Raw genomic sequence first — 25,800 nt, forward strand, 5'->3', positions numbered from 1 at the left:
GGGGAGCGGCAGCCGCCGCTCCCCGACTCGGACGCAAGAGCGCAAGCTGGAGAGACGATGAATCTTGTCTTGATCGCTACCGTGTTGATCGTGATGGCCATGGCCTATCAGGTCGGGCTGTCTCGCAGCAGGGCGGTGGCAAGCGGTGGGGTGCGCCTGCACTCTCGCCCCGGATATTACGGTGTGCTGGTCGCCCTCTGGTGTGGGCTGCCGGCACTGCTGCTTTTTGGCGTCTGGCTGCTGCTGCAGGACGCCATCGTCGAAGTGCTGGTCATCCAGCAACTGCCGGCCGAGCTGGCCGGGTTGAGTGAGCGCGAGACCCAGGTGCTGATGCGCCGCATCGGGGCGCTGGCCTCGGGGCAGGGCGTGAGCGGAGAGGTGCAGGCCTTCGAAGTGGCCGCCGCCCAGCAGATGGCTCGCCTCGAGAGCATGGGGCGGCTGGCCATGATCGCGGCCATGGCCGTACTGGCCGTCGTCGGCCTGGTCGCGGCGCAACGGCGCATTGCGCCGCAGCTGCGTGCGCGCAACCATGTCGAGCGGTTGATCACGGCGCTGCTGGCGTTGAGTTCCGGCGTCGCCATTCTGACCACGGTGGGGATCGTGCTGTCGCTGGTGGGCGAGGCGCTCCATTTCTTCCGCTACATCAGCCCCGCGGAGTTCTTCTTCGGCACCGTCTGGAACCCGCGCTTCAGCACCTCCGGTACCGGTCAGCAGGGCGAGTTCGGGCTGTTACCGCTGCTGTGGGGCACGCTCATGGTCAGCGCCATCGCGCTGCTGGTGGCGATTCCGCTGGGGTTGATGACGGCCATCTACATGGCCGAGTATGCGCCGCCGTGGCTGCGCAACGTGGCCAAGCCGATCATCGAGGTGCTGGCAGGCATCCCGACCATCGTGTACGGCTTCTTCGCCCTGATCGTGATCGGCCCCTTCCTGTCCGGGCTGGGCGACATGCTGGGAATTGGCATACGTGCCACCAGCGCGCTGACGGCGGGGCTGGTGATGGGAATCATGATCATCCCCTTCGTCTCTTCGCTCTCCGACGACATCATCACCCAGGTGCCGAAGTCGCTGCGCGATGGCGCCCTGGGGCTCGGCGCCACCAAGTCGGAGATGATCCGCCAGGTCGTGCTGCCCGCCGCTCTGCCGGGCATCGTCGGTGCCTTCCTGCTGGCTGCCAGTCGGGCCATCGGCGAGACCATGATCGTGGTGCTGGCGGCCGGCAACAATCCGGTGCTGCATGCCAATCCCTTCGAGGCGATCTCCACCATCACCGTGACCATCGTCAACCAGTTGACCGGCGACATGGACTTCTCCAGCCCGCAGTCGCTGGTGGCGTTCGCGCTCGGCCTTACGCTGTTCGTCATCACCCTGGGACTCAATGTGATCGCCCTGGTGGTGGTGCGCAAATACCGTCAGCAATATGAGTGACGCCCCGTGACCGCTACCAATTTCGACATTGCCGATACCAGACGCCGTGAGCGCCTCGATACCATCCAGCGCTCGCTGAACGCCCGCCATGCCCGCGAGCGTCGCTTCAGGTTCATGGGCTTGGCCGCCGTCGTCACCGGTCTGGTGCTGGTGGCGATCCTGTTCACCAGCATCCTGGCCCGCGGGCTGCCGGCCTTCTGGCAGGCCACCCTCTATCTCGACGTCTACCTCGACCCCGAGATCATCCAGGTGGACGAGCGACCGGTGCGCCAGGCAGGGGAGAGCCCGGCCCAGTTTCGGGAGCGCGAACTCGCCTGGCTGAATCAGCTTGGCCTGGTCAACTGGAACGCCCTGATCGACGAGGCGCTTAAGGCACATCTGCCGGGGGAGATCGAGTCGCGCCAGGCCCGCGACCTGCGCGCGCTGGTGGCCAGCGGTGAGCGCTTCGCCCTGCGCGACCGTGTCATCGAGAATCCCGAGCTGATCGGACAGACCATCACCGTCAAGATGCTGGCCAGTGCCAACGTGGACGTCTGGCTGAAGGGCAACATCGACCGCAACCTTCCGGACCACCGCCAGCAGCTGAGTGCCCAGACCCGAGAATGGGCGGATCATCTCGAGGCTCAGGGAGTGATTCGCAACGCCTTCAGCACCTCACTGTTCCTCAATACGGATTCGCGCAGCTCGCCGGCCTCGGCGGGTCTGGCCGGTGCCTTCATGGGCTCGCTGTTCATGATGCTGATCGTCATCCTGCTGTCGGTGCCGCTGGGGGTGGCCAGCGCCATCTACCTGGAAGAGTTCGCGCCCCGGAACCGCCTGACCGATCTCATCGAGATCAACATCAACAACCTGGCGGCGGTGCCTTCGATCATCTTCGGCTTGCTGGGAGCGGCGATCTTCATCGGCTATCTGCGCCTGCCGCTTTCCGCGCCGCTGGTGGGCGGCCTGGTGCTCACTCTGATGACGCTGCCCACCATCATCATCGCCACGCGTTCGGCGCTGCGCGCGATTCCGCCATCGATTCGCCAGGCGGCGCTGGGCATCGGTGCGTCGCGGGTGCAGACGGTGTTCCATCACGTGCTGCCGCTGGCGCTGCCCGGCATCCTGACCGGCTCGATCCTGGGGGTGGCCCAGGCGCTGGGGGAGACGGCACCGCTGCTGCTGATCGGCATGAACGCCTTCGTCGCCAACGTGCCCAGCTCGCCCATGGACCAGGCCACGGCGCTGCCGGTGCAGATCTACCTGTGGCAAGGCAACGAACTACGCAACTTCTTCGAGGCACGCACCTCGGCGGCCATCATCGTGCTGCTGGGGCTGATGCTGAGCCTCAATGCGACGGCCATCTGGCTGCGCAAGAAATTCGAGACGAGGTGGTAACCATGACTGTATCCGTCACCGTGCCAACGGCCATGAACAAGCGCGCGGCGCAAGCGGCGAGCGTCAAGATGAGCGCCCGCGGCGTCAAGGTCTTCTACGGCGAGAACGAGGCGCTGCACGGCATCGATCTCGATATCATGGAGCATGAGGTGATCGCTTTCATCGGTCCGTCGGGCTGCGGCAAGTCGACCTTCCTGCGCTGCCTGAACCGCATGAACGACACCATTGCGGGGAGTCGCGTCGAGGGCCAGGTGACTCTCGACGGCAACGACATCTACGACCCCTCGCTCGACGTGGTGCTGCTGCGTGCCCAGGTCGGCATCGTGTTCCAGAAGCCCAATCCCTTCCCCAAGTCGATCTACGAGAACATCGCCTACGGCCCGCGCCTGCACGGTCTGGCCCGGCGGCGTGCCGAACTCGACGACATCGTCGAGAGCAGCCTGCGGCGTGCCGGGCTGTGGGACGAGGTGAAGGATCGCCTCAACGAGCCCGGTACCAGCCTCTCCGGCGGTCAGCAGCAGCGCCTGTGCATTGCGCGCACCATTGCGGTGAGCCCCGAGGTGATCCTGATGGACGAGCCCTGCTCGGCCCTCGATCCCATCGCCACTGGCAAGATCGAGCAGCTCATCGACGAGCTGAGCGAGAGCTACACCATCGTCATGGTGACCCACAACATGCAGCAGGCGGCGCGGGTGGCGCACAAGACGGCCTTCTTCCACCTCGGCGACCTGGTCGAAGTGGGCGATACCGACGACATCTTCACCAACCCGCGCGAACAGCGCACCCACGACTACATTACCGGTCGCTTCGGCTAGGCTGGGGTGCAGGCTCGAGGCGAGCGCTGACGCCCGGGACGCCACTTCGCTAGAATGGGGGCTCCTAATCGCGCCGTTGGAGACGTCTCGTGCCCGAGCTCGATCCCGTTCGCCTCTTCAAATGCCTTGCCGACGAGACCCGCCTGACGCTGACTCTGCTGATTCGTGAGGAAGGGGAGCTGTGCGTCTGCGAGATGACTCACGCCCTGCAAGAGTCGCAGCCCAAGGTCTCGCGGCACCTGGCGCAGCTGCGCGCCTGCGGGTTGCTCAGCGACCGCCGCGAGGGGCAGTGGGTCTACTACCGCATCTCCGATGCGCTGCCGGGCTGGGTGAGCGAGGTGCTGGCGGCGGCAGAGACAGGTCTGCAAAGCCGCCTGGTCGAGTTCCAGCAGCGCCTGCAGGGCATGGGCAATCGGCCCGAGCGGAGAGCCGCTCTCTGCTGATTCGGCTTCATGCCTGCCGTGCCGGCGCGGGCTCTGCCGAACCGCTCACGCCACGCAGCGCCCACAGGCCGAGGATCGGTCCCGGCAGCAGCCACCACAGCACCCAGAGCTCCTGCAGCGACCACAACGTGGTGGTCAGCGAGATGGCGGGAATGGTGAGCGCGAAGCCGATGGCGTTCATCACCGCCAGGGTGGAGCCGACCCGCTCGCGGGGAGCCGTCGCGGCGGCCAGGGCGGAGAACTGCGGCGAGTCGGCGATCACCGTGAGTCCCCACAGGAACAGCAGTGCCAACAGCAGGCCCGGCGGAGCCCAGGCCAGCAGCGGGTAGATCAGACAGAGCACGCCGGAGGCCGTCAGTGCCCAGCGCGCCACCCACAGGCTGCCCAGCCGCCGGCTCAGCGCACCGCCCCCCACGCAGCCCGCCAGCCCCAGTGCAATGATGCCGAAGGAAAGCCACGCCACTAGATCGGTGGAAGCCATGAGCCGTTCGACTTCGCGCATGACCAGGAAGGGCGTCAGCATCCAGAAGGCGTAGAGTTCCCAGCAGTGACCGAAGTAACCGCCAGCCACGGCGCGAAAGCGTTTTGCGCCCAAGGCGGCGAGGCCTTCGGAAAGCCGCGCCTTGCCTGCGGAAGGCGGCAGGTGCGGGCCGTCGCCGAGCCGCAGCACCATGGCGCCGCCCAGCAGGGCCAGCAGCGAGGCGCCCAGCAGCGGCCACTCCCACGGCATGCCCAGGGTTCCACCGCGCAGCAGATGCGGCATGGCGGTACCGAGAGTCAGCATGCCCACCAGCCAGGAGAGTGCCGCTCCGGTGTGCTTGGGCGTCCAGCCGATCACCAGCTTCATGCCCAGCGGGTAGATGCCGGCCAGGCACAGCCCGGTGACGAAGCGCAGCAGCACCGCCAGCGGAAACTGGGTAGCCGCCAGTACGAAGGCGCCATTGACCAGCGCGCCGGCCAGGCAGGAGGCGGCGAAGATGCGGCTGGCGCGAAAGCGGTCGGCAAGCCCGGTGGTGGCGATGAACAGGGTGCCGCAGATGAAGCCCGCCTGTACGGCGAGCGTCAGCCGGCCCAGGTCGACCTCGGAGAAGCCGAGATCCCGCGACAGCGAGAGTCCTACGCCGTTGACGGAGAACCACAGCGAGGTGCCGCACAGCTGGGCGAAGACGATGACGGTGAGCGCATGGCGCTGCAATGAGTTGGCGTTCATGCTTGCATCTTCATTGCGCCCCTTCGGCGAGGCAAGCCGCCATTCGTCGGTCTCAGGCCGGGGAGAAGCGATGGCGGGTGCGGTTGGCGATGCGCACCAGGGCCAGCATCAGCGGTACCTCCACCAGCACGCCGACCACGGTGGCCAGCGCCGCGCCGGACTGCAGGCCGAACAGCGCGATGGCCACCGCCACCGCCAGCTCGAAGAAGTTGCTGGCGCCGATCATGGCCCCGGGGGCGGCCACGTTGTGCGGTACCTTCCAGGCCTTGGCCCAGCCATAGGCGATGTAGAAGATCAGGAAGGTCTGCACGATCAGCGGAATGGCGATCAGCACGATGTGCAGCGGGTTGGCGAGAATCACGTCGCCCTGGAAGGCGAACAGCAGCACCAGGGTGACGATCAGGCCGATGGGAGTGATCGGCCCGATCCGCTTCATGAAGACATTGTCGTACCACGCGTTGCCGCGCCGGGCGATCAGGGTGCGGCGCGTCAGGTAGCCGGCCGTGAGCGGGATGACGATGTAGAGAAACACCGACAGCGCCACGGTATCCCATGGTACCTGGATGTTGGAAACGCCAAGCAGCAGCACCACGATGGGAGCGAAGGCGAACAGCATGATCAGGTCGTTGAGCGAGACCTGTACCAGGGTGTAGGCGGCGTCGCCGCGGGTCAGGGTGCTCCAGACGAAGACCATGGCGGTACAGGGCGCGGCGCCGAGCAGGATCGCTCCGGCCAGGTATTGCTGGGCCAGCGGCTCGGGGATCCACGGCCGGAACAGCACCATCAGGAAGAACCAGGCGATGGCGAACATGGTGAAGGGCTTGATCAGCCAATTCACCGTGGTGGTGATGACGAGTCCCTTGGGCTGGCGGCGAACGCCGAGTACCGCGGCAAAATCGATCTGCGCCATCATCGGGAAGATCATGGCCCAGATCAGAATGGCCACCGGAATCGATACCTGGGCGACCTCGAATCGTGCCAACGTCTCGGGTATGGCCGGGGCGAACTGGCCAAGCAGTACGCCCGCGACGATGGCCAATGCCACCCACACGGAGAGAAAGCGTTCGAAGCGTCCCATGCCTTCGGCAGAGGAAGGCGCCTGGGGGAGGGTGTCCTCGGACATGTGTCGCTCCTGCGCGAGATGGGCTTGGCGAAAGATATATGGTTTTCCATATATGAGCAACGCCAGCCGGCGTGTCGAACCCGGTGCCTGCGCTGTTATGATTCGGCCAGTACCGATGATGGGGAAGCGATTTGGGCTCAACCGAACCTCTGCGGCTTGCTGGCGTCGGCATCGGCGCGCTGAGCGATATCGATCTCGGGATAGCGCCCGGCGAGATCGGCTGCATCTCCGGCGCCAGCGGCTCGGGCAAGAGCCGGTTGCTGCGCGCCGTGGCCGATCTGGAACCTCACGCCGGCGAGGTGTGGCTGGGTGAGCAGGCCCAGTCGCAAACGCCGGGGCATGTCTGGCGCCGCCAGGTGATGCTGGTGCCGGCCGAGAGTCACTGGTGGGAGGAGAGGGTGGGGGAGCACTTCGCCAAGCGTCCCGCAGAGAGCGAGCTCGAGGCGCTGGGCTTCACGCCCGATACCCTGGAATGGCAGGTGAGCCGACTCTCCACCGGCGAGAAGCAGCGCCTTGGGCTGCTGCGGGCGGTGAGCCTCGAGCCGCGGGCGCTGCTGCTCGACGAGCCGACCGCCAATCTGGATGACGCCACCAGCGAGCGGGTGGAAGCCTGGCTGGTCGCGCGTATCCGCTCCCGCGGCTGGCCCACCCTGTGGGTGGCCCACGACCGCGACCAGATCGCCCGCGTGGGGAGCAGCCATTGGCGTATCGAGCAGGGATGGCTGACGCAGGAGAGTCTGGCATGGATGTGATCGAGCTCTCCTGGTGGCAGCTGGCCCTGGCGGCACTGATGGTGGTGGCACTTGCCGCATGCACCGCCGCCATGCGCCTGGGCATGAGCCGCAGCCTGCTGGTTGCGGCACTGCGCACCGTCATTCAGCTGGCACTGGTGGGCCTGGTACTGGAGGCGCTGTTCGCCGCCGAGCGGCTGGTGTGGGTGGTGCTGATGGCGCTGGCGATGCTGCTGATCGCCGGACGCGAGGTGATGGCGCGCCAGAAGCGCCGGCTGCTGGGCGGCTGGGCCTTCGGCATCGGCACGCTGTCGATGTTTCTCTCCTCGTTCACCGTTGCCGTGCTGACGCTGACCGTGATCATCGGCCCCGAGCCCTGGTACCGGCCGCAGTACGCCATACCGCTGCTGGGCATGCTGCTCGGCAATACCATGACCGGCGTCGCCCTGGCGCTGGATCGGCTGACCGATACCGCCTGGCGTCAGCGCGGCGTGATCGAGAACCGGCTGATGCTCGGCCAGCCTTGGCAGGAGGCGATCGGCGACATTCGTCGCGAGGCGATGCGCAGTGGCTTGATGCCGATGATCAACGCCATGGCCGCGGCGGGCGTGGTCAGCCTGCCGGGCATGATGACCGGCCAGATTCTCGCCGGCACCGCGCCGGGCCTGGCGGTGAAGTACCAGATCCTGATCATGTTCGCGATCACGCTGGGCACCGGCTTCGGCACCCTGGCGGCGGTCTCGGCGGGCAGCCGCCGGCTGTTCGATTCCCGCGAGCGGCTGCGGCTGGACCGGCTTTCGAGCCCACGATCCTAGCCCAATGGCGGCTCAACACCTGCACATGAAAACGCCCGCCCCTGTCGAGGAGGCGGGCGTCGTCGGTGGCGCTCGATCAACCGATCAGTTTCTAATCCACGAGTTCGACGGCCACCGCGGTGGCTTCGCCGCCGCCGATGCACAGGCTGGCGATACCGCGCTTGCCGCCCTTGGTGCGCAGGGCGTGGATCAGGGTTGCGATGATGCGCGACCCGGTGGAGCCGATGGGGTGGCCCTGGGCGCAGGCACCGCCGAAGACGTTGACCTTGTCGTGCGGAATGTCGAGCCCGTCCATGGCCAGCAGCGTGACCACGGCGAAGGCCTCGTTGATCTCGAACAGGTCGACGTCGGCCACGCCCCAGCCCAGCTTCTTCATCAGCTTGTCGATGGCGCCCACCGGGGCGATTGTGAACTCGCTGGGGTGCTGGGAGTGGGTGCTGTGACCCAGCATACGGGCCAGCGGCTTGCTGCCGAGCCGGTCGGCCGCGGCCTGACTGGCCAGGATCAGCGCCGAGGCACCGTCGGAGATGGAGCTGGAGTTGGCCGCGGTGATGGTCCCGTCCTTGGCAAAGGCGGGGCGCAGCTGGCGGATCTTGTCGAGCTTGGCCTGGAACGGCTGCTCGTCGTGCTCGACCACGCTTTCGCCCTGACGGCCGGTGACGGTGACCGGGGCCATCTCGGCCATGAGATGACCGGCATTGGTGGCCGCCATGGCCCGCTCCAGCGAGGCGATGGCGAAGTCGTCTAGACGCTCGCGGGAGTAGTCGCGCTGGCTGGCGATCTCCTGAGCGAACACGCCCATCAGCTTGCCGGTTTCGGCGTCTTCCAGGCCGTCGAGGAACATGTGATCCTTCAGCTCACCATGGCCCAGACGGTAGCCGGTGCGCGCCTTGGTCAGCACGTGCGGCGCGTTGGACATCGACTCCATGCCGCCGGCCAGGATCACCTCGCCGCTGCCGGCGCGGATCAGGTCGTGGGCCAGCATGGCGGCCTTCATGCCCGAGCCGCACAGCTTGTTGATGGTGGTGGCGCCGATGCCGTCGGGAATGCCGGCCTGACGCATGGCCTGGCGAGCCGGCCCCTGCTTGACCCCAGCCGGCAGCACGCAGCCCATGATGCCTTCATCGATGCTGTCGGCCTCGATACCGGCTCGCTCGATGGCGGCACGAATCGCCGTGGCGGCGAGCTCGGGTGCCGTGAGACTGGCCAGGCTGCCGAGCATGCCGCCCATGGGCGTGCGGGTGGCGGAAAGAAAGACGATATCGTTGGGGCTGCTCATGGTGGCGGTCTCCTGGTATTGCTGGGATGGTTTGTCGTTGTCGCGAGCCGGTCTAGCGCCAAGGCCGTCTCTGGCATGTATTCTCACGTTTTCGCAGCGCCGTCTCGACGCTAGTCGCGTTGACCTCTTTGCGCCGCTGTGTTCTTCTCAAGATCAACCAAGCAAGCGCTAGTGTAAACCCGATGAATGTCGTTAACGAGTCCCCACGCCGCAAGGAATTGACCCGTCTGGCCGCGCAATTGTTCGTTCAGGAGGGGTTCGACCGCACCACCGTGCGCATGCTGGCCCAGGAGATGGGCATCAAGTCCGGCAGCCTGTTCCATCACTTCCGCGACAAGCAGGAGATCCTCGCGGCGGTGATCGAGGAGGGCACCCAGAACGCTCTGGCACTGGCGCGTCAGGCGCTCGAAGAGTGCGGCGACTCGGCCGACGAAAGGCTGCATGCCATGGCCAGAGCGCATCTGCAGACGCTGTTGACCGACCGCAATGCGCACGTCGTCGCGCTCTACGAGTGGCGGCGGCTGGATGCTGCATCGCGGGATCATCTCAGCCACCTGCGCGATGCCTACGAAGAGCTGTGGGAGCAGGTCATCGACGAGGCCCTGGCGGCCGGTCTGATACACGGCGACCGTTTCCTCGTCTCGCGCTTCGTCATGGGGGCGCTCAACTGGACGGTGCGCTGGTACGACCCCGAAGGCGCACGCAAACCCGAAGACCTGGCCCATGAGCTGGTCGCGATGATCACCACGTCAGCCCACACCCCGCCTGGGCAGTCGACCAAGGTCTAGCCCTTACCCCTCGCTAGAGGGGTTGCCCCGCCCCGAGTTTGCTTCTAGCTTGTACCTAGCGCTTGCTAGGTTGACGCTTACGTCAACTGCATCTAAGCAGAAGAGATCCAAACGGAATGGAACGGCGAACCGGCCTCGACACTGACGAAGCGTCGAGGCGGCGCATCAACAACAAGCACAACTCGGCACAAGAGGGCAGTCAATGAGCACGCAATCGCTTCCTGAGTATTCCGCCTTTATGGAGCGCTTCTCCATCGACGAGGTCATCGCGCGTCTCGACGATCACGCCGATGGCAAGTTCAACGCTTTCGAATCCTGCTGTGGCCGCCACCTGCGCGCCGGCCGTGGCGAGGTAGTGGCGCTGGTGCATGAGGATACTCAGGGCAACGTCAATCGGCGTACCTATGCCGAGCTGGAAGCCGAGAGTGCCCGGCTCGCCGGCTGGTTCGCCGAGCGCGGTCTGGGGGTTGGCGACCGCATCGCCTGCATGCTGCCGCGCTCCCCCGAGCTGCTGGTGGCGGTGCTGGCCACCTGGCGCATCGGGGCAGTCTATCAACCGCTGTTCACCGCCTTCGGCCCCGATGCCGTCGACTACCGCCTGGGCCGGGCCGATACCAGGCTGGTGATCACCGATCACGCCAACCGCTTCAAGTTCGACGGTCTCTCCCAGTGTCCACCGGTGCTGGCCGTGGGCGGGCCGAGCGAAGGGCACGGCGACGATCTCGACTGGGACGAGGCGCTGTCCCATTCGCCGATCCAGGCCAACCCGCCGCGGCTCTCGCCGGAGGCGCCGTTCCTGCAGATGTTTACCTCGGGCACCGTGGGCAAGCCCAAGGGGGTGGCCGTGCCGCTCTACGGCATGCCGGCCTTCGCCCTCTACATGGAGCTGGCCATCGACCTGCGCGAGAGCGACCGCTTCTGGAACATGGCCGACCCGGGCTGGGCCTACGGACTCTACTACGCCATTGCCGGGCCGCTGCTGCTGGGGGTGACCACGCACTTCTGCGAGGCGGGCTTCAGCGCCGAAGGGGCGCTGGCCTTCATGCAGCGTCACCGCATCACCAACTTCGCCGCGGCCCCCACCGCCTATCGCCTGATGAAGGCCTCGGGTCTGTTCGACAGCGCCCACGAGAGCCTCGAGCTGCGCGTGGCCAGCTCCGCCGGCGAGCCGCTCAACACCGAGGTGGTGACCTGGGTCGAGCGCTCGCTGGGCTGCCCGGTGATGGATCACTACGGCCAGACCGAAACCGGCATGACCTGCTGCAATCATCATGCGCTCGGGCATCCCAAGCACGTCGGGGCCATGGGCGTGCCCATGCCCGGCTATCGCCTGGCCATTCTCGACGCCGAGTACAACGAGCTGCCGCCGGGCGAGCCGGGTGTGCTGGCAGTGGACATCGAGCGTTCACCGGCGCACTTCTTCCAAGGCTATACCTGGCAGGAGAAGCACCCCTTCGCCAAGGGCTACTACCTCACCGGCGACGTGGTGATCCGCAACGAGGACGGCACCTTCCAGTTCGCCGGCCGCGACGACGACATCATCACCACCGCCGGCTACCGCGTGGGCCCCACCGACGTGGAGAACACCGTGCTCACGCATCCGGCGGTGGCCGAGTCCGCCGCGGTGGGCCAGCCCGACGAGATTCGTGGCGAAATCATCAAGTCCTACGTGGTGCTACGCGAGGGCTTCGAGGCGAGCGACGAACTGGCCGAGGAGATCCGCCAGCGCGTGCGCGAACGGCTCTCCACCCATGCCTTCCCGCGGGTGATCGAGTTCGTCGATACCCTGCCCAAGACACCCAGCGGCAAGATACAGCGCTTCAAGCTGCGCGCCGATGCCGCCGAGAAGGCGGAGGCGGCGGCAGCCAAATGAACCGGGAGACAACCCATGCAAGTGAAGGACCGTACCTTTCTGATCACCGGCGCCGCCTCCGGACTGGGGGCGGCCACCGCCGAGCGCCTGGTGGCCGGCGGCGGGCGGGTGGTGCTGTGCGACCTGAGCGAGGCCGTCGAGGCCCATGCCGAAAAGCTCGGTGAGGCCGCCCGCGCGCTACGCGGCGACGTCACCTCGGCGGCCGACATTCAGGCGGCGGTGGACGCCGCCGTCGCTCTGGGGGGCGAGACGGGCCTGGCCGGGGTGGTGCACTGTGCCGGCGTGGTCAGCGTGGCCAAGCTGGTCGACCGCGAAGGCAACCCTGCCGACCTGGACGCCTATGCGCGCACGGTACAGATCAATCTGGTCGGCACCTTCAACGTCATGCGTCTGGCGGCTGCGGCCATGGCGAAAAACGCACCGAGCGAGGACGGCGAGCGCGGGGTGATCGTCAACACGGCCTCCATCGCCGCCTTCGACGGCCAGGTGGGACAGTGCGCCTACAGCGCCTCCAAGGCCGGGGTGGTGGGCATGAGCCTGCCGGCGGCACGCGAGCTGTCGCGCCACGGCATCCGCGTGATGGCGATTGCTCCCGGGGTGTTCCAGACGCCGATGATGAGCGAGATCCCCGACGAGGCCGCCAAGGCACTGGCCGCCTCGGTGCCGTTTCCCAAACGGTTGGGTCATCCCGACGAGTTTGCCCGCCTGGCCGAGCAGATCATCGCCAATCCCATGCTCAACGGCGAAGTGATCCGCCTCGACGGCGGCATCCGCATGCAGTGAGCGTTGGTAGCGCTGCCTTGGCAGGCTACTTGTCGGCGCGTTAGCGTAGGATGCACGACAAGCCGTAACAGGAACGCCTGCCATGCCCAGCCAGGAGATCGGCACTGACCTCGAACTCGAGAGTCAGCTCTGTTTCACGCTGTACTCCACTTCACTGTTGATGACCAAGTTCTACAAGCCCCTGCTCAAGGGGCTTGGCCTCACCTATCCGCAATATCTCGTTCTCCTCACCCTGTGGCAGCAGGATGGCCAGAGCGCCGGGGCCATCAGCCGGCGCCTGATGACCGACACCGGCTCGCTCACCCCTGTGTTCAAGCGGCTGGAAGCCGAGGGGCTGCTGCGGCGGGTGCGCAACCGGCGCGACGAACGGGTCGTCGAACTGTTTCTCACCGAGCGGGGCAGGGCATTGCAGGTGCAGGCACAGGAAATTCCCGGTTGCGTGGTCATGGCCAGCGGCCAGCCGCAGGAAGAACTTGAAGAGCTGAAGGTGCGACTCGAGGCGCTGCGAGACAGACTTTACGACGCCATGCCCTGAAAGAGAGCCGGGAGCGAGCCCTGCATGCCGGGCTAGAGGGATGCCGCACTGTGGGAGGCTTTCGCGTATATCACTTGTGCACAATAAATTTGTGCATTGCTATATGGTGTAAATGATAATGGCGTGCAAGGAAAAGCGCCGTAGGGCTCGACTTTGCTGCTCTGCCGAACGCCTGGCGCAACCTCACCGGCGCCTCTCGAACCCATACACCCTCGAGCTGCCTGATAGGGTCGCGAGTGCCGGAACGACATGGCAGAAGAAAGATTAAAACGAGCGCTTGACTCGATGCTTCATGCGAGCTAGTTTCAAACACATGTTTGAAAGCGGCCGCCGCTGCTTTCCCTCGCCCGGCTTCAGGCGACCCGTTTCGGCGACCTTTCTGGAGAGTAGAAATGCCCGATTATCAGGCCCCCCTGCGCGACCTTCGTTTCGTGATGGACGAAATGCTGGACTATCCCGCTCACTATGCCCGCTTGCCGGGTGGTGAAGACGCGACGCCTGACGTGGTGGCCGCCATTCTCGAAGAGGGCGCCCGCTTCACCCGCGAGGTGCTGCTGCCGCTCAACCAGAGCGGCGACCAGGAGGGCTGCTTGCTCGAGGGCGGCGAGGTCAAGGCGCCGAAGGGCTTCAAGGAGGCCTACCGGCAGTACGTCGAAGGCGGCTGGCCGAGCCTGGCGGCAGACCCCGCCCATGGCGGCCAGGGGCTGCCGCACTCGCTGGCCATGGTGCTTTCCGAGATGATCTGCGCCACCAACCTGGCGTGGGGCATGTACCCCGGCCTGTCGCACGGTGCTGCCGACGCGCTGCGTCATCATGGCACCGAGGAGCAGCAGGCCACCTACCTCACCAAGCTGGTCGAGGGTGTGTGGACCGGCACCATGTGCCTTACCGAGCCGCACTGCGGTACCGATCTGGGCCTGATCAAGACCCGCGCCGTTCCCACTGCCGACGGCGCCTACGAGATCACCGGCACCAAGATCTTCATCTCCGCCGGCGAGCATGATCTGGCCGAGAACATCGTGCATCTGGTGCTGGCCAAGCTGCCCGATGCCCCGGAAGGCTCCAAGGGCATCTCACTGTTCGTGGTGCCCAAGTTCCTGCCGGATGCCGAGGGCAACCCCGGCGAGCGCAACGGCGTGGCCTGCGGCTCGCTGGAGCACAAGATGGGCATCCACGGCAACGCCACCTGCGTGATGAACTTCGACGCCGCCCGCGGCTTCCTCGTCGGTCCGCCCAACAAAGGGCTGGCCTGCATGTTCACCATGATGAACGCCGCGCGCCTGGGTGTGGGCATCCAGGGCCTGGGCCTGACCGAAGCGAGCTTCCAGAACGCGCTGGCCTATGCCCGCGACCGCCTGCAGATGCGTGCGCTCTCCGGTCCGCAGGCACCCGAGAAGCCCGCCGATCCGATCATCGTGCACCCGGACGTGCGGCGCATGCTGCTGACCCAGAAGGCTTTCGCCGAGGGCGGCCGGATGCTGGTGCTCTACACCGCGCAGATGCTCGATATCGTCGAGCACGGCCAGGACGCCGCCGAGCGTGAGCGCGCCGAGACCCTGCTCAGCCTGCTGACGCCGATCGTCAAGGCGTTCCTCACCGAGGTGGGCTTCGAGGCCACCAATGAGGGCGTGCAGGTCTTCGGCGGTCACGGCTTCATCCAGGAGTGGGGCATGGAGCAACTGGTGCGCGACTCCCGCATCACGCGCCTCTATGAAGGCACCACCGGCATCCAGGCCCTCGACCTGCTGGGTCGCAAGGTGTTGATGAGCCAGGGCGAGAATCTCAAGGTCTTCACCAAGGAGATTCACAAGTTCTGCAAGGCGGAAGAGGGCAACGCCGACATGGCAGAGTTCGTCGCGCCGCTGGCCAAGCTCAACGCCGAGTGGGGCGAGCTGACCATGGGCATCGGCATGAAGGCCATGAACGATCGTGAGGAAGTGGGGGCGGCCAGCGTCGACTACCTGATGTACTCCGGCTACGTGACGCTGGCCTACCTTTTTGCCCGCGCCGCCAAGCAGGCCCAGCAAGCCATGGCGGGAGGCAGCGACGAAGCGGCTTTCTACCAGGCCAAGGTCAAGACCGCGCGCTTCTACTTCCAGCGCCTGCTGCCGCGCACCCGCGCCCACGCTCAGTGCATTCAGGCCGGTGCCGAGCCGCTGATGGCGCTGTCGGCGGAGGAGTTCGGTCTCGGCTTCGAGATCTGATCGATACCAGGCATCTCTCTCGGTCAGTGCGACTGATCGGTGTTTCGCGGCGGGCCTTGCCCGCCGCTTTTTTTATTGCCGGCCCGTCAACCTATCAACTGCACAGCGTGGCCAGCGGTATCTCGCGTGCCACCTCGAGCCCCGAGGGCAGTTCGGCAGTGGGATCATGCAGCCAGGCAACGAGGTCCTGCTCGGTGCGCTCTCGCTGGCTGTAACGGGTGAGCATGTGGTAACCGCCGGGATAGAACGCCAGGCGTATCGCGTCATCCTGCGGCAGTCGTTCGAGCAGGGCGCAGTAGGCTGCCGTGGGAATGACCTGGTCTTCGTCGCCGTAGAGGATCAGGGCGGGTGAGGGCAGCCTGTTCGACGCTTGCAGGGCCAGCCCCATGGTATTGGTCAGGGCTGCCAGGGTGTCGATCCGTGCGCTACGCAGGATCAGGGGGTCGTCGGCGAGCTGGCGCTTGATTTCCTCGTCGTCGGTGGGCTCGATGCCCAGGCGACGGGTAGTGCGGATCGAGAAGGTGGTCTGGGGCATCAGGCGCACGCCGAGCCACAGCCCGGCACGCTGGTACCAGGGCATGGTTTCCGTCCCCCACACCGCGGGTGCGATCAGTACGCTGCCGTCCACCGGGGGCGGTGTGTCGGCGGTCATGGCGAGCAGTACGATCGCAGCCCCCATGCTCTTGCCGATCACATAGAGCGGCGTATCGGGATGGCGTTCGCGCAGCAGCTTGGTCAGCATGATCACATCGTCGCTCAGGCGCGAGTGGCCAGCCCAGATACGGCGCTGGTCGGTGGTGCCGAAGCCGCGCTGATCGTGGGCATAGACCTCGATGCCGTGCGGAGTCAGGGCCTGGGCCATGACGTCGAAGCTGCCGGCATGGTCGTTGAAACCGTGCACCGCCAGCACAACTATCTCGGTTTCGTCTGCGGCCGGCCAATGGCGCAGCGGCAGGCGGTAGCCGTCGTCGGCGATCACCTGGTAGGCGGTCAATTGGGGCACGCTGGCGGCCGGCCCCGGCGTTTGCAGTACCGGCCCGGCACAGCCTGTCAGCAGAGCGACCAGGACCAGCACGCCTGCGATGTTCCAGGTATGCCTGCTCATGTCGGCTCAGGCCCGTGACATTGCGGGATAGCTCAGAGCGGTACGCAGCCGCTCGGCGTGCTCCCTCACCCAGGCGGGGTCGATAGGGCCCCAGTCGACGATGGCGTAGCTCCCGCTATTGTGACGTTCTCCCGGCGTCGGCCGGAATTCGCAGCGTATGTCCAGCTCCTCCAAGGCCTTGAGGGTGTCCTGGGCAGTGCGGCGCGGCATGCCGGTGGCGTTGACGATGGCCGGTACGCTGCTGATCCCGCACTCGATCAGGTGGGCCAGGTACAGGCGGCGATAGAAGCTGGACTGGGTCTTGCTGAGGGTCATGGTTACCTGCGGGTAATGCGATAGGGTGATCCGTTCCCTAGCATAGCGCCGGGTCACGGGATTCCACCAGTGGGCAGCGGGGTGTCATCCTCGACGCCATCTCCTACATTGAAAGGCACGAAATGCTCTCGCCGCAGCTTGGAGCGGCATATCGACAGGGAGGATCGTCATGACAGTCAAACAGGTAAGCGAGGCGGAGCTGCTGGCCCAGGTGGGGCGTTGCATGTTCGGCGAGCGCGTGGTGATCGAGCGCGAGGGAAAACGCTTTTCCGCGCGCATTCAGCATGTGGGCGCCACCGGGGTCAAGGTGGTGCCGGAAACGACGCTGCTGGAGCACGACGGTGCGCCCGGCGACATTAACGGCGTCACCGTCGCCTATGCCGATATCCAGGAGGTCGAGGTCGACGGTATCACCTATCGGTTGGCCTGAAGGGCGTGGTCTGACGGGTTGTCGCTACGACGATTCGTCACCGCGCTGGGCATGTGAGGCGAGGCGCTCAAGAGCCCGTTTGAGACGCGGGTCGTCGACATCGGCGGCGCAGGCGGAGATCTCGTCGGCCGCCGGGGCGGGCAGTTGCCTGATCTGGCGCGGTGGCACCTTGAGCGGCCGTACGGGACGTACCTTGAGGCTGAAGCCCGTGACGGCGGCGAATTCCGGCAAGCGGTGCAGCAGCTCGAGCAGGCGCGCCTGTTCGTAGCGCAGCCAGGTCAGCCACACGGCGCGGTCGGTCAGCAGCGTGAGCTTGCCATCGCGATAACCGCCGACGAAGACGTGCTCGCGCACCTCTTCCGGCAGCTGCTCGCGCAGGTGCTGCTGTGCCTTGCCGATCAGGCGTGCCGTGCGCATCAGCGGTGCCAGCTCGCCGTTGCCGCCGAGCAGGCGCGACATGGGCTGTGCTCGTGAGCGCTTAACCTTTATACTCATGTGCTTGTTTCTCATCTTCCCAACACGGCAAGCCTAGCACGCTCGGAGATCAGCGACAGCATGACCGCCGCCCAGCCACAGGATCGTAGCGTCGCCAGCCTATCGGCTGCGACGACACGCTGTCGACAGCGTTCGCGCTGGTGGCTCGCCGGGCTGTTGGTCAGCTGTCTGTTGCCGGCTGGCCTGACCCAGGCGGAAACCCTGCGTCTGGCCGAGCGTGTCGTACAGACCTGCATTCTCGCGCCGACGCTGATGCGCGCCCGATGCCGCTACGTGGCGCGCCGGCGTGCGCTGCCGCACTGGCCGCGGCGCCGGCCGGTGGCGCAGGCCAGGACGTCCTGCGTGCCACCGAGAATGCTGCCGCAGCGCCGCTGGGCGGCCGCCCATGACGTGCTCACGCGGCGTGGCCCACCTCTTGCGTATCGCCTTCACCAAGCCATCTCCTCCTGCCGCTGACCGCAGCCCTCGATGGGCGCCCGGGTCATCGGCTGAACGCGACACGCAGATTGGACGTTCCATGATCAATACTCTTTTACGCAAGGTCGTCGGTTCCAAGAACGACCGTGAAGTCAAGCGCATGCAGCGCCAGGTCCAGCAGATCAACGCCCTGGAGCCGCAGTATGAAGCCCTCGACGATGCCGCGCTCCAGGCACGTACCGAGGAGTTCCGCGCCCGCCTGGCCAACGGCGAGAGCCTCGACGCCCTGCTGCCCGAGGCCTTCGCCACCGTGCGCGAGGCCAGTAAGCGGGTCATGAGCATGCGTCACTTCGACGTGCAGATGGTCGGCGGCATGACCCTGCACCGGGGCCGCATCGCCGAGATGAAGACCGGCGAGGGCAAGACGCTCGTGGCCACGCTGGCGGTCTATCTCAACGCCCTGCCCGGCGAAGGCGTGCACGTGGTGACCGTCAACGACTACCTGGCGCGGCGCGACGCCGAGTGGATGCGTCCGCTGTACGAATTCCTCGGCCTCTCGGTGGGCATCATCTTCGCCGGGCAGACCGCCGAGGAGAAGCGCGCCGCCTACGCCTGCGACATCACCTACGGCACCAACAACGAGTACGGCTTCGATTACCTGCGCGACAACATGGCCTTCTCGCTGGAAGACAAGGTCCAGCGCGGGCTGAGCTTCGCCATCATCGACGAGGTCGACTCCATCCTCATCGACGAGGCGCGTACGCCGCTGATCATCTCCGGTGCCGTGGACGAGAACACCGAACTCTACAAGGTGGTCGACCGCCTGGCGGCTCAACTGGAGCGGGGCGAGATCTCCGAGGATGCCGACGCCCCCGTGACCGGCGACTTCGTGCTCGAGGAGAAGCAGAAGCAGGTCGAGATCACCGAGGCAGGTCACAACAAGGTGGAGGAGCTGATGCGCGCCGAGGGGCTGCTCGGCGAGGACGACTCGCTCTACGCCGCCCAGAACCTCAACCTGCTGCATCACATGCATTCGGCGCTGCGTGCGCGGCATCTCTACCACCGTGACGTCGACTACATCGTCGCCAACAACCAGGTGGTGATCGTCGACGAGCACACCGGTCGTACCATGCCGGGCCGCCGTTGGTCCGAGGGTCTGCACCAGGCGGTGGAGGCCAAGGAAGGGGTGCCGGTGCAGCGCGAGAGCCAGACCCTGGCTTCGACCACTTTCCAGAACTACTTCCGCCTCTACGACAAGCTGGCCGGCATGACCGGCACCGCCGATACCGAGGCCTTCGAGTTCCGCCAGATCTACGGCCTGGACGTCATCGTGATCCCGACCAACCGTCCGCTGGTGCGTCGCGATCTCAACGATCTCGTCTACCTCACCGCGGAGGAGAAGTACGAGGCGATCATCAACGACGTCAAGGCCGAGACCGAGGCCGGGCGCCCGGTGCTGGTGGGTACCGCCTCCATCGAGACCTCCGAATACCTTGCCGGTCTGATGAAGCAGGCCGGGCTCAGTTTCAACGTGCTCAACGCCAAGCAGCACCAGAGCGAAGCCGAGATCATCGCCCAGGCCGGGCGTCCCGGCGCCATCACCATCGCCACCAACATGGCCGGTCGCGGTACCGATATCGTGCTGGGCGGCAACTGGGAGGCCGAGGCGGCCAAGCTCGAGAACCCCAGCGAGGAGCAGATCGCGCAGCTGCGCGAAGAGTGGCGGTTGCGTCACGAGGCGGTGCTGGAGGCCGGTGGCCTGCATGTGATCGGCTCCGAGCGCCACGAGTCGCGGCGTATCGACAATCAGCTGCGCGGCCGTGCCGGGCGTCAGGGCGACCCGGGTTCCACGCGCTTCTTCCTCTCCATGGAAGACAGCCTGATGCGGCTGTTCGGCTCCGACCGGGTACAGCGCATGATGAAGGCGCTGGGCCTGGAGCGCGGCGAGGCCATCGAGCACAAGATGGTCACCAACGCCGTGGAGCGGGCGCAGAAGAAGGTCGAGAGCCGCAACTTCGACATCCGCAAGCAGCTGCTCGAGTACGATGACGTGGCCAACGATCAGCGCCGCGTCATCTACGAACAGCGCAACGAGATCCTGGCCGCCGAAGACGTCTCGCAGAACGTGCTTGGCATTCGCGACGAAGTGCTCGACCTTGCCGTCAGCGAGTTCGTGCCGCCCCAGAGCCTGCCGGAGCAGTGGGACCTGGCCGGCTTGCAGGAGCATCTCAAGACCGAGTTCAATCTCGAGGCACCGGTGGTGGAGTGGTCCGAGGCCGACGAGCGCTTCCACGAGGAGCAGTTGCGCGAGCGTCTGCACGAGATGCACCGCAAGGCCTATCAGGAGAAGGTCGACATCGCCGGCGAGGAGCTTATCCGTCGCTTCGAGAAGCAGATCATGCTGCAGGTGCTCGACACGCGCTGGAAGGAGCATCTGCAGTCGATGGACCACCTGCGTCGCGGTATCCATCTGCGCGGCTATGCTCAGAAGAATCCCAAGCAGGAGTACAAGCGCGAGTCGTTCGAGCTGTTCCAGACCCTGCTGACCAACATCAAGGCCGACATCACTCGTATCACCAGCCATGTGCAGGTGCGCCGGCCCGAGGAGGTCGACGAGCTCGAGCGTCAGCGGCGTGAGGCGCTGGAGCGCGAAAAGGCTGCCGCCGCCAGCCGCCACGATGCCCCCGAGCTCGACGGCGAGGAGCAGGCGGGAGCGGCGACCGCCCCGGCCGGCGATGGGCGCCCGGTGCGTCGCGAAGGGCCAAAGGTGGGGCGTAACGACCCCTGCCCCTGTGGCTCGGGCAAGAAGTACAAGCAGTGCTGCGGCCAGCTGAGCTGATTCCAGAGCCCACGCGCGCAGCGTATGCCGTAAATGCTCCAACCAACTGAGGAGTCACCATTTCATGGCAGTGGGTGAGACACGTTTTCCGGCCATGCCGGTCATCGAAGGGCTGCGCCTGGGCAGCGCCATGGCAGGCATCAAGAAGCCGGGACGGCGCGACCTGGTGGTGATCGAGATCCCCGCAGGCGCCAGGGTGGCGGGCAGTTTCACCCTCAATGCCTTCTGTGCCGCCCCGGTGACGGTGGCCAAGCAGCACCTGGCCGAATGTCATGGGCGCGGCGAGGGGGCTCGTCTGTTGGTGATCAATACCGGCAATGCCAATGCCGGTACCGGCGAGACCGGCTTGCGCGATGCTCGGGCGACCTGCGCCGAGCTTGCCCGGCTCGCCGGCGTGCCGGCCGACAGCGTGCTGCCGTTCTCCACCGGGGTGATCGGCGAGCCGCTGCCCATGGAGCGTCTGCTGGCCGGCTTGCCTCAGGCGCTGGAGACCCTGAGCGGGGACAGCGCCGCGTGGCAGCAGGCCGGCGAGGGTATCCTGACCACCGATACGCGGCCCAAGGGGGCCAGCGTGACCCTGGAAATGGGCGAGCATACGGTCACCATCAACGGCATCAGCAAGGGCTCGGGCATGATCAAGCCCAACATGGCGACCATGCTGGCCTTCGTGGCGACCGATGCGAACATCGAGCAGGCGCTGCTCGATGCGCTGCTGCGCGAGACGGTGGACCGCTCGTTCAACTGCATCAGCGTGGATGGCGATACCTCCACCAACGATGCCTGCATGCTGATCGCCACCGGTCGCGGTGCCACGGTGGCCAGCGACGAACAGGTGGCGATCTTCCGCAACGGCCTGCAGCGGGTCATGACCGAGCTGGCTCAGGCCATCGTGCGTGACGGCGAGGGCGCGACCAAGTTCGTCACCCTGCAGGTGCAGGAGGCGGCCACGCGCGAAGAGGCGCTGGACGTGGCCTTCACCGTGGCGCATTCGCCGCTGGTGAAGACGGCGCTGTTCGCTTCGGACGCCAACTGGGGGCGCATCCTGGCGGCGGTGGGGCGGGCGCCGCTGCACGATTTCGACGTCGGCCGCGTGACCATCGACCTTGGCGACGTGCGCCTGGTGGAGCAGGGCGGGCGTGCCGCCAGCTACACCGAGGAGGACGGCAGCCGGGTGATGCGCGAAGAGGAAATCGTGATTCGCATTGCGTTGGGGCGGGGCGAGGAGGGTGCCACCGTGTGGACCACCGACCTGTCTCACGACTACGTCAGTATCAACGCCGACTATCGCAGCTAGACCAGTCTGTGGCGAGGCAAGAACGATACCCGCGCCGAGCGTTCGGTGCGGGACAAGCGGGTAGGAGTCAATGAACGTAATGGTGAAGAGAAGGGTGCACGTGGCGGCTGCCGCCATCATCAGCAGCGATGGTGAGAAGGCGCTCATCGCTCGTCGCCCCTCCAACGTCGATCACGGCGGGTTGTGGGAATTCCCCGGGGGCAAGCTGGCGCCTTACGAGACCGGCCTGGAGGGGCTCAAGCGCGAGCTCCACGAGGAGCTCGGGGTGGAGATCAAGCGTGCCCAGCCGCTGATTCGCATCCATCACGAGTATGCGGACAAGCACATCCTGCTCGATGTCTGGCAGGTACACGAGTTCAGCGGTGAGCCGTTCGGTCGCGAGGGCCAGGCGATACGCTGGGTGCCGCTCGACGAGCTGGTCAACTATCCGTTCCCGGCGGCCAACCTGCCGATTCTGCAGGCGGTGATGTTGCCCACCGAGTATCTCATCACCGCCGAGGAGGCCGACGAGGCGATCTTCGATGCCTGCCTCGAGCGTGCCTTGGTTGAGGATGGCGTACGGCTGGTGCAACTGCGCGCCAAGACGCTGGACGAAGCCGCCTACCTGGCTCGCGCCGAGCGCGCTCTGGCGCTGTGTCGTCGCCACGGCGCCCGCTTGCTGCTCAATGCCGATCCGGCTCTGCTGGACAGGGTGGAAGCCGATGGCGTGCATCTCACCAGCGAGCGGCTGATGAGTCTCGAGCGTCGTCCCATCGCCGAGGACAAGTGGCTGGCGGCCTCCACCCACGACCGCAAGCAGCTTGGCCAGGCGGCCCGTATCGGCTGCGACTTCGTCACGCTTTCGCCGTTGCGTACCACGCCGTCGCACCCTGAGGTGGCGCCGATGGGCTGGCACGACTTCCAGCAGATGGTGGAGCGTGCCGCCATGCCGGTGTTCGCGCTGGGCGGGATGACCCGTTTCGATGCCAACCACGCCCGCGCCGTGGGTGCCCAGGGCATCGCCTCGATCCGCGATTTCTGGAAAGCGCCGGACGCCTGAGCCTGGTGCTAAACGAAAAACCCACCGCATGCTTTGGCAGCGGTGGGTTTTTCTTTACTAGTCCGACCAATTCCAGCCTGAGCTCTCCCGAGGCTCCGGGGATAGGCCGGAGAGGAGGTTTTTTGCCATGGATGGCAAAAATAGCGCCCAGGGATGGGTTTACAGCGCCTCCTCGAAGGCCTGTCGCCGGAGCCGCTTGCGCTCCAGGCCCAAGGATGTCAATCCCGGTAGCGCCGGGTCAGATCGCCATAGGCGTCGATGCGGCGGTCGCGCAGGTAGGGCCAGATGCGCCGCACGTCCTCGCCGCGGCTCATGTCGAGCGTGACCAGCATACGCTCGGCCTCGGTGCCGGCGTGGGCCAGCAGCTCGCCCTGAGGGCCGGCGACGAAGCTGCCGCCCCAGAAGTCGATGCCTTCGCCCACGCCGGAGTGGTCCGGTTCGTGGCCGACGCGGTTGGCGACCACCACCGGCAGTCCGTTGGCCACCGCATGGCTGCGCTGGATCAGCGTCCAGGCCTCCTTCTGGCGCGCCTTCTCGCCGTCGTCGTCGGAGGGGCTCCAGCCGATGGCGGTGGGGTAGAGCAGCACTTCCGCGCCGGCCAGTGCCATCAGGCGCGCAGCCTCCGGATACCATTGGTCCCAACATACCAGCAAGCCCAGGCGGCCCACCGAGGTGTCGATGGGCTGGAAGCCCTGCTTGCGGCTGTCGTCCTGATCGCCCGGGGCGAAGTAGAACTTCTCGTAGAAGCCCGGATCGTCGGGGATGTGCATCTTGCGGTACACGCCGACCCGGCCCCGGTCGCCGTCGTAGACCACGGCGGTGTTGTGGTAGAGGCCCGGAGCGCGGCGCTCGAACAGCGAGCCCACCAGCACGATGCCGAGCTCCGCGGCGAGTGCCGCCAGGCGCTGGCCGGTGGGGCCGTCCAGCGGTTCTGCCAGGTCGAACAGTTCGGTGTCTTCGTACTGGCAGAAGTAGTGCGTGGCATGCAGCTCCTGCAGCAGCACCAGCTCGGCACCTGCGGCGGCCAGCTCGCGCACGCCGGCCTCGCTCTCGGCCAGGCTCTTGGTCTTGTCGGGCCAGGCGGGTTGCTGGACCAGGCCCACCTTGAGGGTGCGGGTCATGATGTCTCTCCTTGCTGAGTTGCGGCGTTCAGGCTGCCCCGGGGTAGCTGCATGGTCAGGCAGTGCAGGCTGCCGTGCTGGCGGATCACGCTCAGGCAGTCGATCGGCACGATGTCGCGGTCGGGGAAGGCGGCGGCCAGGGCGGCGAGTGCCCGGCTGTCGGCGGCGTCACCATAGACAGGTACCAGCACCGCGGAGTTCACGATCAGGAAGTTGGCGTAGGTGGCCGGCAGCCGGTGGCCGTCCACCGGATCGAAGCAGGGGCGTGGCCACGGCAGCGGCACCAGGCGATAGGGTTCGCCATCGCTGCGGCGCAGCGCCTGGAGCTCGGTTTCCATGGCGGCCAGGGCCGGGTAGTGCGGATCGGACTCGTCGTCGCAGCGTACGTAGGCGATGGTGGCCGGGTCGCAGAAACGCGCCAGGGTGTCCACGTGGCTGTCGGTGTCGTCGCCTTCCAGATGGCCATGGGCCAGCCACAGTACCCGTTCGACGCCGAAGTCGGCCTTGAGCAGGGCTTCCACCGCCTCGCGGTCGAGCTGCGGATTGCGGTTGGGGTTGAGCAGGCAGGCCTCGGTGGTGAGCAGGGTGCCTTCGCCGTCGGTTTCGATGGCACCGCCTTCGAGCACCACGTCACGACTCTCCACCGGACAGGCGTAAGCGCCGAGTTCGGCCAGCTTCCGCGTCAGCTCGTTATCGCGCCCGGCCTCGAACTTGCCGCCCCAGCCGGTGAAGACGTAGTCGAGCAGAACGGGGCTGCCGTCGCGCTCGATGGCGATGGGGCCGTGGTCCCGCGCCCAGGTGTCGTTGGCGTCGGCCACCGCGAGGTGCAGGCGCGAGGCCTCGACGCCTAGACGGGCGAAGCGCTGGGCAAGATGCACGCGGGTGGCGGCATCGGGCACCGCGATCAGCACGTGCTGATAGCGCGTGATGGCGACCACCATGGCTTCCATGGTGGCCTCGATGCGCTCGAGCAGGGGCGCCCAGTCGCTGGTCGGAGTGGGCCAGGTGAGCTGAACGGCATCCTGGGGGTGCCATTCGGGAAGCAGGCGATTGGCCATGAACGAAGCCTCTTGAGTCGCGTCTTAGGGAAGCGCTGCACAAATGCCTACGCGAGCGAATCACTGCGTTGCGCGGTGCCGAAGCGTCGGACCGGCGGATCCTCACATATACCCCATATGCTCCGGTTGACTCGCAGCCTTCGGCTACTCGCCCCTTCGGGGCCAGCCTACGGCTGTTTGTCGCTTCGCTCGGTACTGTGCTCCGTGCGCCTTGTGCTTCATCTCGCTCGTCGATTTGTTCAGTGCTTCCTTGGAACGGGGCCGGATAGCGAGTCGGCGCAAT

24 protein-coding genes are annotated in these 25,800 nt (G+C 66.3%); 16 read left to right on the forward strand and 8 right to left on the reverse strand.

What is annotated here, in order from left to right; translation table 11 throughout:
• The first annotated feature begins 57 nt into the window (after window positions 1-57).
• The 4 genes from pstC (at window position 58) to C4S71_RS11740 (ending at window position 4,063) form a co-directional block, all read left to right on the forward strand.
• A complete protein-coding gene (gene pstC, locus C4S71_RS11725; RefSeq protein ID WP_086508411.1) occupies window positions 58-1,428 on the forward strand; it encodes a phosphate ABC transporter permease subunit PstC in 1,371 nt (456 codons plus the stop codon).
• Window positions 1,429-1,434: 6 nt separating this feature from the next.
• Entirely contained in the window at window positions 1,435-2,805 is a 1,371-nt protein-coding gene (pstA, locus tag C4S71_RS11730; protein WP_086508410.1) for a phosphate ABC transporter permease PstA, read from the forward strand.
• Between the two features lie 2 nt (window positions 2,806-2,807).
• Window positions 2,808-3,620: a phosphate ABC transporter ATP-binding protein PstB gene (gene pstB / locus C4S71_RS11735; protein WP_086508409.1), complete on the forward strand. Its 813-nt coding sequence runs from the start codon at window positions 2,808-2,810 to the stop codon at window positions 3,618-3,620.
• A gap of 89 nt (window positions 3,621-3,709) precedes the next feature.
• Entirely contained in the window at window positions 3,710-4,063 is a 354-nt protein-coding gene (locus C4S71_RS11740) for a metalloregulator ArsR/SmtB family transcription factor (RefSeq protein WP_103969228.1), read from the forward strand.
• A gap of 7 nt (window positions 4,064-4,070) precedes the next feature.
• Here the strand turns inward: C4S71_RS11740 and C4S71_RS11745 are convergent, their stop codons facing one another.
• Both C4S71_RS11745 and arsB read right to left on the reverse strand, forming a co-directional pair.
• Complete coding sequence (locus tag C4S71_RS11745) at window positions 4,071-5,273, reverse strand: MFS transporter (protein WP_103969229.1); 1,203 nt, start codon at window positions 5,271-5,273, stop codon at window positions 4,071-4,073.
• Window positions 5,274-5,325: 52 nt separating this feature from the next.
• Window positions 5,326-6,396, reverse strand: coding sequence for an ACR3 family arsenite efflux transporter (arsB, locus tag C4S71_RS11750; protein WP_103969230.1), 1,071 nt, complete (start codon window positions 6,394-6,396; stop codon window positions 5,326-5,328).
• A gap of 131 nt (window positions 6,397-6,527) precedes the next feature.
• Between arsB and C4S71_RS11755 the strand changes: the two genes are divergently transcribed.
• Both C4S71_RS11755 and C4S71_RS11760 read left to right on the forward strand, forming a co-directional pair.
• Window positions 6,528-7,148, forward strand: coding sequence for an ABC transporter ATP-binding protein (locus C4S71_RS11755; RefSeq protein WP_103969231.1), 621 nt, complete (start codon window positions 6,528-6,530; stop codon window positions 7,146-7,148).
• Complete coding sequence (locus C4S71_RS11760) at window positions 7,139-7,942, forward strand: ABC transporter permease (RefSeq protein ID WP_103969232.1); 804 nt, start codon at window positions 7,139-7,141, stop codon at window positions 7,940-7,942. Before C4S71_RS11755 ends, C4S71_RS11760 begins: the two co-directional genes overlap by 10 nt.
• A 91-nt stretch (window positions 7,943-8,033) precedes the next feature.
• On the opposite strand, the gene C4S71_RS11765 is transcribed toward C4S71_RS11760, so the two are convergent.
• On the reverse strand, window positions 8,034-9,221 hold the full coding sequence (locus tag C4S71_RS11765) for an acetyl-CoA C-acyltransferase (RefSeq protein ID WP_103969233.1): 1,188 nt from the start codon (window positions 9,219-9,221) through the stop codon (window positions 8,034-8,036).
• Between the two features lie 182 nt (window positions 9,222-9,403).
• Here C4S71_RS11765 and C4S71_RS11770 point away from each other — a divergent pair, with 182 nt between their 5' ends.
• From C4S71_RS11770 to C4S71_RS11790, 5 genes are all read left to right on the forward strand, one after another.
• A complete protein-coding gene (locus C4S71_RS11770) occupies window positions 9,404-10,009 on the forward strand; it encodes a TetR/AcrR family transcriptional regulator (protein WP_103969234.1) in 606 nt (201 codons plus the stop codon).
• A 202-nt stretch (window positions 10,010-10,211) separates the two neighbouring features.
• Window positions 10,212-11,882: an AMP-binding protein gene (locus tag C4S71_RS11775; RefSeq protein ID WP_103969235.1), complete on the forward strand. Its 1,671-nt coding sequence runs from the start codon at window positions 10,212-10,214 to the stop codon at window positions 11,880-11,882.
• 15 nt (window positions 11,883-11,897) lie between these two features.
• Window positions 11,898-12,665: an SDR family NAD(P)-dependent oxidoreductase gene (locus C4S71_RS11780; RefSeq protein WP_103969236.1), complete on the forward strand. Its 768-nt coding sequence runs from the start codon at window positions 11,898-11,900 to the stop codon at window positions 12,663-12,665.
• 82 nt (window positions 12,666-12,747) lie between these two features.
• Window positions 12,748-13,200 carry a MarR family winged helix-turn-helix transcriptional regulator gene (locus tag C4S71_RS11785; RefSeq protein WP_103969237.1) on the forward strand — a complete coding sequence of 151 codons (453 nt, stop codon included), beginning with the start codon at window positions 12,748-12,750 and terminating at the stop codon, window positions 13,198-13,200.
• Window positions 13,201-13,592: 392 nt separating this feature from the next.
• Complete coding sequence (locus tag C4S71_RS11790) at window positions 13,593-15,404, forward strand: acyl-CoA dehydrogenase C-terminal domain-containing protein (protein WP_103969238.1); 1,812 nt, start codon at window positions 13,593-13,595, stop codon at window positions 15,402-15,404.
• Between the two features lie 94 nt (window positions 15,405-15,498).
• Here C4S71_RS11790 and C4S71_RS11795 read toward each other — a convergent pair whose 3' ends face one another.
• Together C4S71_RS11795 and C4S71_RS11800 are read right to left on the reverse strand one after the other, a co-directional pair.
• Window positions 15,499-16,509, reverse strand: coding sequence for an alpha/beta hydrolase (locus C4S71_RS11795; RefSeq protein WP_235014350.1), 1,011 nt, complete (start codon window positions 16,507-16,509; stop codon window positions 15,499-15,501).
• Between the two features lie 6 nt (window positions 16,510-16,515).
• Entirely contained in the window at window positions 16,516-16,824 is a 309-nt protein-coding gene (locus tag C4S71_RS11800) for a winged helix-turn-helix domain-containing protein (RefSeq protein WP_103969239.1), read from the reverse strand.
• Between the two features lie 169 nt (window positions 16,825-16,993).
• Here C4S71_RS11800 and C4S71_RS11805 point away from each other — a divergent pair, with 169 nt between their 5' ends.
• The gene (locus C4S71_RS11805) at window positions 16,994-17,254 is read left to right on the forward strand and encodes a hypothetical protein (RefSeq protein ID WP_103969240.1); all 261 of its coding nucleotides are present in this window, start codon (window positions 16,994-16,996) and stop codon (window positions 17,252-17,254) included.
• Between the two features lie 24 nt (window positions 17,255-17,278).
• Here C4S71_RS11805 and C4S71_RS11810 read toward each other — a convergent pair whose 3' ends face one another.
• Window positions 17,279-17,749: a DUF721 domain-containing protein gene (locus C4S71_RS11810; protein WP_191223859.1), complete on the reverse strand. Its 471-nt coding sequence runs from the start codon at window positions 17,747-17,749 to the stop codon at window positions 17,279-17,281.
• Between the two features lie 60 nt (window positions 17,750-17,809).
• Here C4S71_RS11810 and C4S71_RS11815 point away from each other — a divergent pair, with 60 nt between their 5' ends.
• The 4 genes from C4S71_RS11815 to C4S71_RS11830 all read left to right on the forward strand — a co-directional run bounded on the left by C4S71_RS11815 (window position 17,810) and on the right by C4S71_RS11830 (window position 23,338).
• Window positions 17,810-18,205: a hypothetical protein gene (locus C4S71_RS11815; RefSeq protein ID WP_086508390.1), complete on the forward strand. Its 396-nt coding sequence runs from the start codon at window positions 17,810-17,812 to the stop codon at window positions 18,203-18,205.
• 61 nt (window positions 18,206-18,266) lie between these two features.
• Complete coding sequence (gene secA, locus C4S71_RS11820) at window positions 18,267-21,005, forward strand: preprotein translocase subunit SecA (RefSeq protein ID WP_086508389.1); 2,739 nt, start codon at window positions 18,267-18,269, stop codon at window positions 21,003-21,005.
• Between the two features lie 64 nt (window positions 21,006-21,069).
• A complete protein-coding gene (gene argJ / locus C4S71_RS11825; protein ID WP_103969242.1) occupies window positions 21,070-22,299 on the forward strand; it encodes a bifunctional glutamate N-acetyltransferase/amino-acid acetyltransferase ArgJ in 1,230 nt (409 codons plus the stop codon).
• Window positions 22,300-22,378: 79 nt separating this feature from the next.
• Window positions 22,379-23,338, forward strand: coding sequence for a Nudix family hydrolase (locus C4S71_RS11830; RefSeq protein ID WP_103969243.1), 960 nt, complete (start codon window positions 22,379-22,381; stop codon window positions 23,336-23,338).
• 218 nt (window positions 23,339-23,556) lie between these two features.
• Here C4S71_RS11830 and C4S71_RS11835 read toward each other — a convergent pair whose 3' ends face one another.
• Entirely contained in the window at window positions 23,557-24,459 is a 903-nt protein-coding gene (locus C4S71_RS11835; protein ID WP_086508386.1) for a carbon-nitrogen hydrolase, read from the reverse strand.
• The gene (locus C4S71_RS11840; protein WP_103969244.1) at window positions 24,456-25,517 is read right to left on the reverse strand and encodes an agmatine deiminase family protein; all 1,062 of its coding nucleotides are present in this window, start codon (window positions 25,515-25,517) and stop codon (window positions 24,456-24,458) included. The genes C4S71_RS11835 and C4S71_RS11840 overlap by 4 nt, the downstream gene beginning before the upstream one ends.
• Between the last annotated feature and the right edge of the window lie 283 nt (window positions 25,518-25,800).

It is taken from the genome of Billgrantia desiderata (assembly GCF_900108215.1).
Classification (GTDB): Bacteria; Pseudomonadota; Gammaproteobacteria; order Pseudomonadales; family Halomonadaceae; genus Halomonas; species Halomonas desiderata.